Source organism: Mucilaginibacter dorajii (assembly GCF_024808255.1).
Classification (GTDB): Bacteria; Bacteroidota; Bacteroidia; order Sphingobacteriales; family Sphingobacteriaceae; genus Mucilaginibacter; species Mucilaginibacter dorajii.
Genome location: NZ_JANTYS010000001.1, coordinates 46865 through 61352 on the forward strand (window position 1 = coordinate 46865; position 14488 = coordinate 61352).

Annotated in this window: 11 protein-coding genes; 7 read left to right on the plus strand and 4 right to left on the minus strand. The window is 43.6% G+C overall.

All coding sequences use genetic code 11. The features are described 5' to 3' along the window. Positions 1-34 precede the first annotated feature (34 nt). Genes FHS10_RS00160 through FHS10_RS00190 form a run of 7 tightly spaced genes read left to right on the plus strand, consistent with a single transcriptional unit; the run spans position 35 to position 10488 of the window. Positions 35-964: a dihydrodipicolinate synthase family protein gene (locus FHS10_RS00160; RefSeq protein WP_259086602.1), complete on the plus strand. Its 930-nt coding sequence runs from the start codon at positions 35-37 to the stop codon at positions 962-964. A 59-nt stretch (positions 965-1023) separates the two neighbouring features. Next, complete coding sequence (locus tag FHS10_RS00165; protein ID WP_259086603.1) at positions 1024-2172, plus strand: kelch repeat-containing protein; 1149 nt, start codon at positions 1024-1026, stop codon at positions 2170-2172. Next, positions 2169-3410 carry an MFS transporter gene (locus tag FHS10_RS00170; protein ID WP_259086604.1) on the plus strand — a complete coding sequence of 414 codons (1242 nt, stop codon included), beginning with the start codon at positions 2169-2171 and terminating at the stop codon, positions 3408-3410. Before FHS10_RS00165 ends, FHS10_RS00170 begins: the two co-directional genes overlap by 4 nt. A 32-nt stretch (positions 3411-3442) precedes the next feature. Beyond that, complete coding sequence (locus tag FHS10_RS00175; RefSeq protein WP_259086605.1) at positions 3443-5554, plus strand: GDSL-type esterase/lipase family protein; 2112 nt, start codon at positions 3443-3445, stop codon at positions 5552-5554. Positions 5555-5565: 11 nt separating this feature from the next. Continuing rightward, positions 5566-6744, plus strand: coding sequence for an AGE family epimerase/isomerase (locus tag FHS10_RS00180; protein ID WP_259086606.1), 1179 nt, complete (start codon positions 5566-5568; stop codon positions 6742-6744). 2 nt (positions 6745-6746) lie between these two features. Next, positions 6747-7916 carry a sialidase family protein gene (locus FHS10_RS00185; RefSeq protein ID WP_259086607.1) on the plus strand — a complete coding sequence of 390 codons (1170 nt, stop codon included), beginning with the start codon at positions 6747-6749 and terminating at the stop codon, positions 7914-7916. Continuing rightward, the gene (locus FHS10_RS00190) at positions 7906-10488 is read left to right on the plus strand and encodes a family 20 glycosylhydrolase (protein ID WP_259086608.1); all 2583 of its coding nucleotides are present in this window, start codon (positions 7906-7908) and stop codon (positions 10486-10488) included. Before FHS10_RS00185 ends, FHS10_RS00190 begins: the two co-directional genes overlap by 11 nt. Before the next feature lie 190 nt (positions 10489-10678). Here the strand turns inward: FHS10_RS00190 and metQ are convergent, their stop codons facing one another. The 4 genes from metQ to FHS10_RS00210 form a co-directional block, all read right to left on the minus strand. Beyond that, complete coding sequence (gene metQ, locus FHS10_RS00195; protein WP_259086609.1) at positions 10679-11488, minus strand: methionine ABC transporter substrate-binding lipoprotein MetQ; 810 nt, start codon at positions 11486-11488, stop codon at positions 10679-10681. An 8-nt stretch (positions 11489-11496) separates the two neighbouring features. Further along, positions 11497-12153: a methionine ABC transporter permease MetI gene (gene metI / locus FHS10_RS00200; RefSeq protein WP_259086610.1), complete on the minus strand. Its 657-nt coding sequence runs from the start codon at positions 12151-12153 to the stop codon at positions 11497-11499. Then, entirely contained in the window at positions 12146-13177 is a 1032-nt protein-coding gene (metN, locus tag FHS10_RS00205) for a methionine ABC transporter ATP-binding protein MetN (protein ID WP_259086611.1), read from the minus strand. The genes metI and metN overlap by 8 nt, the downstream gene beginning before the upstream one ends. 81 nt (positions 13178-13258) lie before the next feature. Next, complete coding sequence (locus FHS10_RS00210; RefSeq protein ID WP_259086612.1) at positions 13259-14482, minus strand: peroxiredoxin family protein; 1224 nt, start codon at positions 14480-14482, stop codon at positions 13259-13261. Between the last annotated feature and the right edge of the window lie 6 nt (positions 14483-14488).

The following is a 14488-nucleotide window of genomic DNA, read 5'->3' on the forward strand; positions in this document are numbered from 1 at the left end:
CAATTTAAGCGCTCATCTATCTAAAATACAGTACATGAAAATAGAACACTTACAGGGACTAATAAGCGCTCCATTTGCACCATTAAATGATCAGGGTGAACTAAACGTGGATATTATTCCAGCTTACTACTCTTTTCTTAAACAAAATGGCATAACCGGCGCATTTATAAATGGCTCAACCGGCGAAGGGGTTTCCTTAACTTTAAATGAAAAAAAACAAGTAACGGAAGCCTGGGCCGCAGCTACCAGCCACGATCCCGATTTTAAAGTAATGGCCCTTTTAGGTGGTACCTGCATTGCCGATTGTATTGATCTGGCAAAACATGCTGCCCAGGTTGGGTTATACGGTGTATCGTTAACAGCGCCTTTTTATTTTAAACCGGCTAATGCCCAGATACTGGCAAAAATTTGTGCGGCAGTTGCCGCCAGTGTGCCCGATATGCCTGTTTATTACTATCATATCCCGGTGCTAACAGGCGTAAACATTGCTATGATTGACCTGTTGAAGGCATTGGATGGCAGCGTTGCCAATTTTGCAGGCATCAAATATACCCACGAGGATTTTATGGATTTTCAAAGCTGTTTAACTTACCAGAACGGTAAATATGACATGCTTTGGGGGCGCGATGAAAATATGCTTTCGGCCCTGGCATTGGGTACTAAGGGAGCTGTAGGGAGTACCTTTAATTACGCGGCCCCACTATATCATGCGCTTATTGATGCCTTTAACCATAATGAGCTGGATAAAGCACAGCGTTTGCAGCAACAATCTATTGATATGATTCGCCTATTGGGTAAATATGGCGGTATCTCGGTTGGCAAGGCATATATGAAACTGGTGGGGGTAGACCTGGGAGAATTTAGGTTGCCTATAGCAAATATGAGCAAACAACAGTTTGAAAGCTTTAAATTAGATGTTTCTGAAGTAGGTTTTGATGAGTTTAAGTCAACTCGCAGGCCATAAGCCTTTAACTTATGAAATCCTTTATCCTTCTACCTTTAATTATAAACAGTTTTATGTTAATGCCTGGCAAAGCCATTGCACAAAAGGAAAGTTTAAATACCATAAGCTGGTCGGTTGCGGCTCAGTTACCGGCTGCTGCCGGCATGTCAAAACAGTTGGGTTTGGCCGGTGTTTTTACCGGGGTAAGCAATAATGCTTTATTAATTGCCGGGGGATCTAACTTTGCAGATGGCGCTATGCCCTGGCAAGGCGGTAAAAAACAGCATTTTGACGATATTTATGTATTAGCGAAAAATGCAGCGGGCCGTTTTGACTGGCTTAAGCCGGTTAAAACATTTTGCCTGAAACAGAAAACCGCTTATGGAGCAAGCACCACTGTAAATGATGGTGTTGTATGTGTTGGCGGCGAAACAGAAGACGCCACTGGTAGTGAGCAGGCCTTTATGATGCGCTGGGATGCCGTAAGGCAGGAAGTGATGTTTACCAATCTACCGCCAGTTCCCGTTCCGCTGGCTAATGCCTGTATGACGAGTATTGACCAGGTAATTTATTTAATAGGCGGAGAGAGCGAAGGTAAACCCACTGCGCAATGCTTTACGCTTAATCTTGCTGATAAAAACGCACTATGGCAAGCATTGCCGCCGCTGCCAATAGCCATGTCACATTCGGTTGCATTAACGCAATCAAACGGGAAGTACCCTTGTGTATATGTGATAGGTGGGCGTAGCAGTACGGCATCAGGTATCAGTACTTTGCATAACAGCACTTTTTGTTATGATCCCGAATATAAAAAATGGATCAGACTTAAAAATGTAGGCGACGGGTTACATACAACCAACATTTCGGCCGCCACCGGCGTAGCCAGAGGCACCTCAGATATAATACTGATAGGAGGCGATAAAGGAGATGTTTTTCACCGGATAGAAACCTATAACTCGCTCATAGCACATGCACAAAACAACGAGGAGAAACAACGCATTCAACGGGAAAAAATAGAATTGCTAAATCATCATCCCGGATTTAGCAAAGATGTTTATATATATAATACCGTGGCTAACTCCTGGCGAAAACTGGGCGTATTACCCTTTTACGGCCAGGTAACCACTACTGCGGTAAAATGGGGGAATGAAATTTTTATTCCGGGAGGCGAGATAAAACCGGGGACTCGTACACCTGCTGTTACCAGGGGTAAATTCAACACTAAATGAAATATACAAAAAGTTATCCCTGGGTTTTAGTTGGCTTATTATGGGGAGTTGCCTTATTAAACTACATGGATAGGCAAATGCTTTCGGTAATGAAACCTGCCATGCAGTTAGATATAGCCGAGCTTCGGTCGGCCACCAATTTTGGGTATTTAATGGCCGTTTTTTTATGGATATATGGTTTAATGAGTCCCGTTTCGGGAATTATTGCCGATAGGTTTAACCGTAAATGGCTTATTGTTTATAGTTTGTTTGTTTGGTCGGGGGTAACGTTTGCCATGGGGTATGCCACCACTTTTAATCAAATTTATTGGCTAAGAGCCATTATGGGTATCAGTGAGGCCCTGTATATTCCGGCGGCACTATCATTAATAGCCGATTTTCATACCGCTAAAACCCGGTCGCTGGCTATAGGCGTACACATGACCGGGCTTTACGTAGGGCAGGCCATGGGAGGTTTTGGTGCAACCGCCGCTGCCGCGTTTTCATGGCAAACTACTTTTCAGTCTTTTGGCGTAGTAGGAATGGCGTATTCGCTGGTATTGATCTTGTTTTTAAAAGAGAAAGAAAAATCTGTAGATGTTACAGTTACTGCAACGCATCCTTTGCCGGCAAAAACCACACTGTTTAAAGGCATCGCGACCTTGTTAAGCAACAAAGCATTTTGGGTGATACTTTTTTACTTTGCGGTTTCAAGCTTGCCGGGTTGGGCTACAAAAAACTGGTTGCCAACGCTTTTTGCTCAAAATTTAAATATACCCATGGCGCAGGCGGGGCCGCTATCTACGGTAACTATTGCTGCTTCATCTTTTCTGGGTGTCATATTCGGTGGGATATTATCAGACAAATGGGTTCAAAAAAACAAACGTGGCAGGGTGTTTACCAGCGCCATAGGATTGGCGCTAACCATTCCATCCCTATTGCTGCTGGGATTTGGTCACTCGCTTTTAAATGTTATTGGGGCCGGGGTTTGCTTTGGTTTGGGTTTCGGGCTATTTGATGCCAATAATATGCCTATACTTTGCCAGTTTGTTTCGGCAAAATACAGGGCAACTGCCTATGGTATAATGAATATGACCGGGGTATTTTTTGGTGCTTTTATCACCGATATGTTGGGCAAATCATCTGATGCAGGGCACCTGGGGGCCGATTTTGCCATGCTGGCCGGCGTTGTGCTGATAGCTTTAATTATGCAGCTTTATTTCCTGAAACCTGTTAATGATGAATATGTGAAAGCATAATATTTTATGCTTCAATGAAAAAGAGAAAGGTTATGAGATTAAAGAACAGGCGCCTTTGGGTGTTAACGCCGATGATATTTTTGTTTTTAAATACGCGGGCGCTTGCTCAAAGCCAGGGTATAAAAGTAGCTTGTATTGGTAATTCGGTAACGTATGGTTATGGTTTGGCCAATCCGGCACAGGATAGTTATCCCGCCCAACTGCAGGTGTTATTAGGCGATAAATACCAGGTAGAAAACTTTGGGCATAGTGGGGCCACGCTATTAAAAGAGGGACATAATCCGTATTATAAAACGCAGGAGTTTGCCAATGTACTTGCGTATAAGCCCGATATTGCCATTATTCACTTGGGGTTGAACGATACCGACCCCAGGGACTGGCCCGATCATCGCCAGGATTTTGAGGCCGACTATAGCTGGCTTATTGAAAATGTCAGACAATCAAACCCAAACGTAAAGATTTTTATCTGCAGGCTTACTCCAATTTTTAGCGGGCATCCCCGGTTTAAATCGGGAACGAGGGATTGGTACTGGCAAATTCAACGGCTTATACCTGCCATTGCCAAAGCAAATAAAACTGGTTTGATTGATTTGGATGGACCACTTTATAACCGGCCCGATCTGTTTGCCGATAACCTGCATCCCGATAAAGAGGGTGCTTCTATCCTGGCCCAAACAGTTTACCAGCGTATTACAGGCGATTTCGGCGGTTTAAAATTGCCCGATGTATTTACCCATAATATGGTGCTGCAACGTGACAGGGCCATCCCGGTTTATGGCAGGGCAAATGCCGGGAATGTAGTTAAAGTGCAGTTTATGGGTAAATCGATACAATCAAAAACCGACGAATATGGGCGGTGGAATGTTGTTTTTGCTGCGGGCAAAGCCGGTGGCCCTTTTCAAATAAAGGTAAGTACTAAGGATTCGGCCATCGTTATTAAAAATGTTTTAATAGGTGATGTATGGCTGTGTGCCGGGCAATCCAATATGTATTTTCCGTTAAACAGATCGGCCGAAGGTAGTGAAGCGGTGGCATCGGCTGCCGGGAATAAAAACCTGCACTTATACAAACTTAATTTACAGGCCGAGACAGATCCTGTTGTGTGGGATTCGGTTACGCTGGCTAAGGCCAATCGCTTAAATTTTTTTTCAGGTTCATGGAAACAGAGCAATGCACAATCGGCCGCTGATTTTTCTGCAGTTGCTTATTATTTCGGCAGGCAAATTGCAAAAGATGAGGGTGTTCCTATTGGTTTAATTGAAGTTGCCGTGGGTGGCTCGCCTACCGAATCATGGATTGACAGGTATACCATGGAACATGATGACAAATTGGTGGATATGCTGACCAACTGGCAAAAGTCGGATTTTGAGATGCAGTTTTGCCGGGATAGGGCAGCCATTAATTTAAAAAATGCAACCCATATAAAACAGCGCCATACTTATGAGCCATGTTATAATTATGAAGCGGCCGTTGAGCCGTTAACTCATTTTCCGGTAAAGGGTGTTGTATGGTACCAGGGCGAAAGCAACACGCATAATGTGGAATTGTACCAACACCTTTTTAAAACAATGGTTAACAGCTGGCGGCAAAAGTGGGGGTACCAACTACCTTTTTACTATGTGCAATTGTCGGCTATTAATCGCCCATCATGGCCTGCTTTCAGGGATGCACAGCGCACACTGCAAAAACAGATCCCCAATACGGCAATGGCCGTAAGTTTTGACCTTGGCGATTCTTTGAATGTACACCCCATCCGTAAAAGGGAAATAGGCAACAGGCTTGCTTTGCTGGCCGAACGCTATACCTATAAAAAACAAATTAAAGCCGATGGACCTGCTCCAACTGTTGCCAAACAGATGGGTAACCGGATAGTAATTCACTTTTCATTTGCTGTACAGCTAAAAACAAAAGATCATCAGCCATTGACTGGATTTGAGCTGATTAATGATAAGGGGCGACAATTGGCTTGTACCGGTTTACTTAAAAAAGATCAGGTACTGCTTACACTGCCTCCGGGCGAAAAAATAAAGGCTATTTATTATGCCATGAAACCTTTTACAAGGGCCAATTTAATTAATGAAGCCGGTTTGCCGGCCTCAACTTTTACCATGCAACTGCATGAAAAGGAAAATTTATTTTATTAAAACATCTATAAATGAGTTACGCTGATACTGATTTACTGAAATTAAAGGAGTTTTATTCTCACCAGTTATTAAATGACACAGTGCCTTTTTGGTTCCCACGGTCAATTGACGAAGAATACGGCGGTTACCTGCTCATGCGCGATCAGGATGGTAGTTTGCTTGACGATGATAAGGCCGTTTGGATACAAGGTCGCGCCGCCTGGCTGTTATCAACCTTATATAATACGGTTGAACCTAAGCAGGAATGGCTGGACGGTGCCCGCCTGGGTATCGATTTTTTAAATAAACACTGCTTTGATACAGATGGGCAGATGTTTTTTCATGTAACACGTAATGGCAGCCCCATTCGTAAACGCAGGTATTATTTTTCTGAAACATTTGCCGTAATTGCCATGGCGGCATATGCCAAAGCTTCGGGCGATGAAACCGCTGCCGAAAAAGCCCGGTACTTGTTTGGGAAATGTATTGAGTATGCTACAACACCGGGTTTATTACCCCCTAAGTTTACATCAACACGCCCCGCTAAAGGTATTGGTGTACCCATGATCATGATTAATACGGCACAGCAATTAAGGGAAACCATTGGTGACGACCGCTGTGACGAATATATAAGCGGGTGGATCAAAGAAATTGAAACCGATTTTGTAAAACACGACATTAAATGTGTGATGGAACAGGTTGCACCCGACGGAAGTATTAGTGACCATATAGATGGTCGTACCCTAAACCCTGGGCACGCCATTGAAGGGGCCTGGTTTATTTTACACGAAGCAAAATACCGTAATAATGATCCTCATTTGATTGAGCTGGGATGTACCATGCTTGATTATATGTGGGAACGAGGCTGGGACAAAGAGCATGGTGGCATTTTATATTACAGGGATGTTTATAATAAGCCGGTACAGGAATACTGGCAGGATATGAAATTCTGGTGGCCACATAACGAAGTGATTATTGCCACACTGTTGGCTTATACACTCACCGGGAATGAAAAATATGCAAACTGGCATCAAATGGTGCACAATTATGCTTACTCCAAATTTCACGACCCTAAAAACGGCGAATGGTTTGGTTACCTGCACCGCGATGGGAGTATAGCGCAAACTGCCAAAGGAAATTTATTTAAAGGTCCGTTCCATTTGCCGCGGCAGGAATGGTATTGTATGCAATTATTAAAAGAAATAAGATAGTTATGAAAAAGTGGACAATGATATGTGCATTTATCACTGTAATGGGTTTTTCGGCAGTAAAAGGCCAGCAAAAAGAGGTTACTGTTTTTAGTTCGGGATCAGACGGGTATAAATCATTCAGGATACCGGCAATTACAAAGGCACCCAATGGCGACCTGCTTGCTTTTTGTGAGGGGCGTGTAAACGGTGCTGGCGACTTTGGGCACATACAAATAGTAATGAAGCGCAGCCAGGATAAAGGCAAAACCTGGAGTGGGGTACAAATTATAGCCTCTAATGATAGCTTACAGGCGGGTAATGCAGCGCCGGTGGTTGATATGACCGATCCTGCATATCCAAAGGGGCGATTGTTTTTATTTTACAACACCGGTAATGCACCCGAAAATAAAGTACGTAAGGGAATGGCGCTGCGCGAGGTATGGTATAAAACCTCGGTGAATAATGGATTAACCTGGTCGGCCCCGGTTAATATTACTTTACAGGTGCATAAACCCAGGCAGCCCCAGGTAAATAAAGCCTACAATTTTAATGAAGACTGGCGTAGTTATGCCAATACTCCCGGGCATGCCATACAAATCACAACAGGGCAGTATAAGGGCCGCCTGTATGTTGCTGCCAATCACTCCGTAGGTGAGCCGCAAAAGCATTATGCCGATGGGCGTGCGTTTGGCTATTATACAGATGACCATGGTAAAACCTTTAAGTTGAGCGATGATGTAAATATGCCTGGCGGTAACGAGAATATGGCAGCACAACTATCAGGCAATAGATTAATGATGAATATCCGTAACCAATTGGGTAACATAAAACAAAGAATAATTGCCATTAGCAACAATGGAGGACAAAGCTGGGACAGCACCTATTTTGATGCCCAACTGCCCGATCCGGTTTGCCAGGGAAGCATCCTTAACGTGGGGAAATACGGCAATAAAGCGGTACTGGCCGTGTGTAATAATGCCGATACGGTGAACCGGGATAACTTAACGTTACGCATCAGCACCAATGAGGGGAAAACCTGGCAGCAAAATTATACCATAGCAAAAAGCCCGGCAGGTTATAAGGGTGATTACAGTGCATACTCTGACCTCGTTTTGGTTAAAAAAAAGCAAATTGGTGTTATTTATGAAAAAGATAATTATAAGCAAATAGTATTTACAGTTCATGAATGGTAAATTGAAAAAGGCGGCTATAATTACTTGGTGCCTGCTTTTGCTAAGTGTTGCCGGATATGCACAATTGCATTTACCTGTTTACCCGGATACGGTGTTTACTACCTATTATCAGCAGCGGCTAACGCATTTTAAAACGCTCCCTAAAACTTCAAATGATATTATTTTTTTGGGGAACAGTATAACTGATGGTGCAGAATGGAGCGAGCTTTTTAGAGATATGCATATCAAAAACCGGGGTATAAGCGGCGATGTTACCACCGGTGTTATAGCCCGGCTTAATGAGGTAGCCGATCGTAAACCGGCCAAGGTTTTCCTGCTTATCGGGGTAAATGACCTTTCGCGCAATAGTGCACCCGATACGGTTGTGAAAAATATATTATTTATTGCGGACTATCTGCGCCAGCAAAGCCCTGTTACACAGGTATATGTTCAGAGTATTTTGCCTGTTAACAGCATATACAATAAGTTTGGGGCCCATACCAATAAATCAGCCCAGATAATTGCAGTTAACACCGCATTACAGCAAGCGGCGAAGGCCAATAATTATACTTTTATAGACATTCATACCGCGTTTTGCAACCCGGATGGTAAAATGCAGCCAGCTCTTACCAACGACGGATTGCATTTAAAGGGAGAAGGTTATTTACTATGGAAACATTTACTTTATCCTTACGTATTTGACCTGCAGCCTAAAGCAGTTTTGCTGCCATTGCCAAAATCTTTACAATGGAATGCCGGTTATTTCGCTACCTACAATTGCACCACCGTTATTGCAGACGCTAAGCTGGATAATGAACAACATTATCTGCTTAATTTACTGGCGGCAAAAGGCATTCAAATTACAGACCATGATAGCACCGGTAAAAAACCTTATATTCAATTGCATATTGCCAAACTTAAAACCGCCCAACAGGCGGATGAAGCTTACCATTTGCAAGTTACTGCCAGGAGTATTGTTATAACAGCCGGTACAGCGCATGGCATTTTTAACGGGATACAAACCCTGATGCAATTATTGCGTGACAATGTAATTGCAGATGCCTGTGACATTACAGACTGGCCTGCTTTTACCTGGCGGGGTTATATGGTTGATGTGGGGCGTAATTATCAGTCGGTTGAACTATTGAAGCAACAAATTGATCAGATGGCACATTATAAACTCAATGTTTTCCATTTGCATTTGACCGAGGATATCGCCTGGCGATTGTTCAGTAAAAAATATCCGCAGCTTACCGCTGCCCAATTCATGCTGCGTGATAAAGGTATGTACTACACCGTGCAGGATATACAACAACTAATGGATTTTTGTAGGGAAAGGCATATAACGTTTGTGCCCGAAATAGATATGCCCGGCCATAGCGCTGCCTTTAAAAGAGCGTTCAATACCGATATGCAAAGCGATACCGGTATAAAGATCATAAAAGATATTATTAAGGAGGTGTGTGAAACTTATAAATTTAACTATCTGCATATTGGCGGGGATGAGGTTAAGATCAGTAATCCTGATTTTTTAGCGGAGATCTGCCGCTTTGTAAACCAGTTTCATGTTGCCACCATAGGCTGGAGCCCCGGCGGTAATGTGCCTTCCAATACCATAAGGCAGTTATGGATGAAGGAAGGGGCAATTGATAAAAAATTAAGATATATTGACTCGCGCCACTTATATCTTAACCACATGGATCCATTGGAGAGCGTTGTTACCATTTTTAATCGCCGGATTGGAGATCAGAAAAAGGGGGACAACAGCTTGTTAGGCGGCGAGATTTGTGTTTGGAACGATAGGGCAGTGGCAAAGCAGGAAGATGTTTTACTAACGAACCCGGTTTATCCTGGCATGCTTGCCTTTGCCGAACGCAGTTGGCGGGGAGGAGGTAAGCCGGACTGGATAACCGCCATTGGCGCTCCAAATACCGCCGATGCAGCCGAATTTGCCGAATTTGAAAATCGGTTAATTGATCAAAAAAAGCAATATTTTAAAACTTTACCCTTCCCGTATTATAAACAGGCGGGTACTATCTGGCGTTTTTACGGACCGTATGATAATCACGGCGATCCTGGAACAAAGTTTAAACCGGAGTATGCCGTACCAAATGATAATGCAGCTTTTACAGCAACAGGCGGTACTATGATATTAAGGCACTGGTGGCAGCCTTTGGTAAAAGGTTTGATAGCCGATGCAAAAGAGAATACAACATGGTATGCTACCACACGTATATGGAGTGATGACGATGGCTATAAAAACTTTTGGATAGGGTTTAATAACCTGTCGCGCTCTTATGCTACAGATACACCTGAGCCGGGTACCTGGGATAACCGTAAAAGTGCGATTTGGATTAACGGGGAGCTGCTAACGCCGCCAACATGGAAATATGCGGGGAGTAATGGCAACCTGGAAAGGCCGCTTATTGACGAAGGGTACGAATATCGTCCCCCCTTTAAAATTTATTTAAAAAGAGGTTGGAACACTATCTTAGTTAAAGTACCCGTTACCAGCTTTAAAGCGAAAGATTGGGGCAACCCGGTAAAATGGATGTTTACAGTGTTGCCTGTTTGCGATTATGATACTAATTGAGAGCTATTGAACCAAAGGATTAGGCTTGTCTATAAAAAAGGATGATTACTTCGTCAATCGTTCAATAAACATATATCAACCTTCACCGATTAAATTTCATAGGCACAAAAAGTATTGAATCTGATAAATTAGTACGTATGAATCATACGTGCCAATAAAAATAATTGATCTGTTCGGCTCAAGCTATATATTACCAACCTTTGATAGCCCCACCTTTAAAAGCAACTTCCGCTGCTTGCGCTACTTCTGGCGATTGATAAGCTTTTACGAACCTGGCAACGTTATCCTGGGTTTTGTTGTCCTCCCTGGATACGATGATATTTACATAAGGTGATTTCTCGTCTTCCACAAATATCCCGTCGCGTTTTGCAACCAAACCTGCAGGTCCGGCAAAAGTATTGTTGATAATAGCTATGGTTACGTTCTGGTCATCGAGTGCCCGTGGTAGTTGCGGAGCCTCAAGTTCCAGTATCTTTAGGTTTTTTGGATTGCTTACTATGTCATTTATTGTGGGCAATAAACCAACACCATCTTTTAACTTAACCAACCCCGTTTTTTGTAAAAGCAGTAAAGAGCGGCCGCTGTTGGTAGGGTCGTTCGGGATAATTATGGTGCTGCCATCTTTCAACTGATCAATGGTTTTTATTTTGCGCGAATAGCCTGCCAACGGATAAACAAACGTGTTGCCTAAGATGGCGAACTTATAGCCCCGTTGCTTAGCCTGTACATCTAAATAAGGTTTATTCTGAAACACGTTCAGATCAATGTCGCCCTGGCTTAAAGCCGCGTTGGGCATTACATAGTCATTAAATTGAACCAGTTCCACGTCAAGTCCGTATTTGTCTTTGGCAACTTTTTGGGCTACTTCGGCTACTTTAAATTCCGGGCCCGATTCAACTCCCACTTTAATATGATTGGTATTGTTTGCCTGCTGTTTTCTGCCGCAGGCTGCAAGGCTTATGGATAGTATGATTATACTGCTTAATATTTTTATATTCATGTTTTAAATTATTTACGATGGTCCACCTTTTTTGCGATGAACTCACCAGAGATTTGGATCAAAAATACCAGGGCCACCAATAAAACCAATACCGTGTTCATTACCACTATATCGTAGCCCACATAGCCATATTGGTAACCAATTTGGCCTAAGCCGCCGGCACCTACCGCGCCGCCCATGGCCGAATAGCCTACCAGGGTAATCAGCGTAATTGAAGCTGCACCAATGATGGATGGCAAGGCTTCCGGCAGCAGTACTTTTAACACGATTTGTAATGGACGTGCGCCCATTGCCCTTGCGGCTTCTATTAAACCGTTTGGGATCTCTACCAGGCTGTTTTCAACCATTCGTGCTATAAATGGTGCCGCACCAATGCTTAGCGGTACCAGGGCGGCCTGTACACCAATGGATGTACCAACCAATGCTCTTGTGAAAGGAATCATCCACACGATGAGTATAATAAACGGAATTGACCGGAATATATTAACAATAACGGATACCACGCCGTTTACCAAACGGTTTTCTGATACCTGTCCCTTACGGGTCATGAACAGCAGCACGCCGGTGGGCAAGCCAATAACAAATCCAAAAAAGCCGGATACAAAGGTCATTACTATGGTTTCAAGCAAGCCTCTTAATATCATCCATACCATCGGTTCAGACATAGCCTAATACCTCCACATCAATATGTTTACTGCTATAATAAGCTAATGAATTTTTTGTGTTCCCGGGCGTGCCGCTTACTTCAATCAGCATAATGCCGTATTTAACGCCGCCTGTGTAATCCATTTGCGCACTGATAATGTTGTTATCTACCTCAAAAAGCCTGCTGGCTTCTGATAGAATAGTAGCTTCGGCCGACCGACCGGAAAATTCGAGTTTTACCACCGGGTGATTTTTGCCGGAAGGTTCTGCTGTTAAACGTTCTTCGTATTCAACGGGCAATGCCGCGTGAAGCGACGATGTAATAAACTGCTTTGCCAGGACGGTGTCGGGGTATGAAAATACATCGCTGACCGACCCGCGTTCTATCAGCCTTCCGTCACTGATCACCGCAACTTCATTACAAATGGCTTTAACAACATTCATCTCGTGGGTGATGAGCAAGATGGTAATATTAAAACGCTGGTTGATATCTTTCAATAAAGCAAGAATTGATCTTGTTGTCGCAGGGTCCAACGCACTTGTCGCTTCATCGCATAGCAATACTTTGGGGTTATTAGCCAGTGTGCGGGCTATGGCTACCCTTTGCTTTTGCCCGCCAGATAAATTTGCGGGGTACTCGTTCGCTTTTTCTTCCAGGCCAACCAATTTCAACAATTCATTTACGCGATCTTTTATCGCCGCTTTTGGGGTGTTATCCAATTCAAGCGGAAAAGCTATGTTTTCAAAAACTGTGCGCGATGACAGTAAATTAAAGTGCTGAAAGATCATACCGATGTGCCGTCTTGCCTTCGCAAGTTCTGATGCAGAGAGGTTGGTGAGGTTTTGCCCGTTAACAATCACCTGGCCACTTGTTGGTTTTTCCAGTAAATTAACACAGCGGATCAGCGTACTTTTCCCCGCCCCCGAAGCCCCTATAACACCAAGGATGCGGCCTTGCGGTACTACCAGGGACACATTTGAAAGCGCGGTTACCTGGCTATTCTTTTTCTTGAATGTTTTGGTAACATTTTTTAACTCTATCATTTGCCGCAAAAGTATTCCATAAGTCCGGTAGATTAGATAAGTTATTTCAAAACTTACATTGGGATTAATTAGGCTGTTTGATCAGGTGGTTTCTTTTTTGAGCAATTGATCTACCTCTTCGTTAAATTCTTTGATGAATTGGGTATAATATTCGCCGGTAGCGGGGCCGGTAAAGCCGGTATAAATTTTATCTACATTGCCTTTTTTGTCGATAAATAGGATGGTAGGGTAGGACAGAAAAGTGTTGAGCGCCGGGAAAGATTCTGCTACTGCTTTTTTATCGGCCAGGCCACCAAATAGCTCGGTATAGGTTACGCCAAAGCGCTTTTTAAAATTTTCCATGGCATTTTTTACATAGGCCTGGTCGGCTTTACGTTCAAACTGTACACCAACAATCTCTACACCACGGTTCTTATTTTTCTGGTACCAGGGGGCAACAAACGCGGCCTCATCCATACAGTTGGGGCACCAGGTACCACCTATGGTAAGGATCACAACTTTATTTTTGAACTTGTCATCTTTGAGGGAAACCTGCTTGCCATCCGCATCTGGTAAAGTAAAATCAAAGGTTTTATAGCCATCTTTTAAATAAGTCAGTTTATATGGGTCGGGTAGGGCCGCGCCGGCATTTTTGGTCGCGGTAAATGCGCCGCCATTGGCGGTACCGGTAATTTGGCCTTGCTCATCAAATGTGCCGGTGTAATAGGATGCGCCGCTGCCGATAAAGGAGGATAGGTAGAACTGATGTCCCTGCACCACACCCTCAAGGTAGCGCGAATCGCCGGTGATACTTAAAAAGGTTGCGGTTAATTTGTTGCCCTGTTGTTTAAAAAGTCCTACTTTTTTTTCATCTGTACCGTTACGGCCTTTGAATACTACATCATACTTACCCGAAAGATCAGCAGCAGGTTCTTCCCCATCGGTAGTAAACCGGTAAGTGTCGCCAAAAGTCGCGTCTACGGGTGTAACACGACCGCTATGATCTTTTTTACGCAGTACGCCGCTAAGCTTTTTATCGTCGATTTTAACTGCCAGTTCGTTATCAAACTGGTCAAAGGCTATAAAAGCTGAATCGCCTTTGGTTGTTATGCTGCTGGCAGCGAAGTGTTCGGGGCCGTTTACCAGGTACAATTTAGCGGTAGCGGCTGTTTTACCTTTTACCTCAAAATTAAAGGGAACTTCGGCACCATTGGCCTGGTGGAAAACACCACGCCAGGGACCTTCGGCAATAAAGGATTGGGCACTTGCGGCAGTTGCAGCAACGGATAGCGCAAAAAATAGGAGAGGGGTTAATGTTTTTTTCATGGTGAA

Bases quoted from the DNA above. Each gene is read 5' to 3' on its own strand.
- FHS10_RS00160 (WP_259086602.1), top strand. From the start codon at position 35: ATGAAAATAGAACACTTACAGGGACTAATAAGCGCTCCATTTGCACCA.
- FHS10_RS00165 (WP_259086603.1), top strand. From the start codon at position 1,024: ATGCCTGGCAAAGCCATTGCACAAAAGGAAAGTTTAAATACCATAAGC.
- FHS10_RS00170 (WP_259086604.1), top strand. From the start codon at position 2,169: ATGAAATATACAAAAAGTTATCCCTGGGTTTTAGTTGGCTTATTATGG.
- FHS10_RS00175 (WP_259086605.1), top strand. From the start codon at position 3,443: ATGAGATTAAAGAACAGGCGCCTTTGGGTGTTAACGCCGATGATATTT.
- FHS10_RS00180 (WP_259086606.1), top strand. From the start codon at position 5,566: ATGAGTTACGCTGATACTGATTTACTGAAATTAAAGGAGTTTTATTCT.
- FHS10_RS00185 (WP_259086607.1), top strand. From the start codon at position 6,747: ATGAAAAAGTGGACAATGATATGTGCATTTATCACTGTAATGGGTTTT.
- FHS10_RS00190 (WP_259086608.1), top strand. From the start codon at position 7,906: ATGAATGGTAAATTGAAAAAGGCGGCTATAATTACTTGGTGCCTGCTT.
- metQ (WP_259086609.1), bottom strand. From the start codon at position 11,488: ATGAATATAAAAATATTAAGCAGTATAATCATACTATCCATAAGCCTT.
- metI (WP_259086610.1), bottom strand. From the start codon at position 12,153: ATGTCTGAACCGATGGTATGGATGATATTAAGAGGCTTGCTTGAAACC.
- metN (WP_259086611.1), bottom strand. From the start codon at position 13,177: ATGATAGAGTTAAAAAATGTTACCAAAACATTCAAGAAAAAGAATAGC.
- FHS10_RS00210 (WP_259086612.1), bottom strand. From the start codon at position 14,482: ATGAAAAAAACATTAACCCCTCTCCTATTTTTTGCGCTATCCGTTGCT.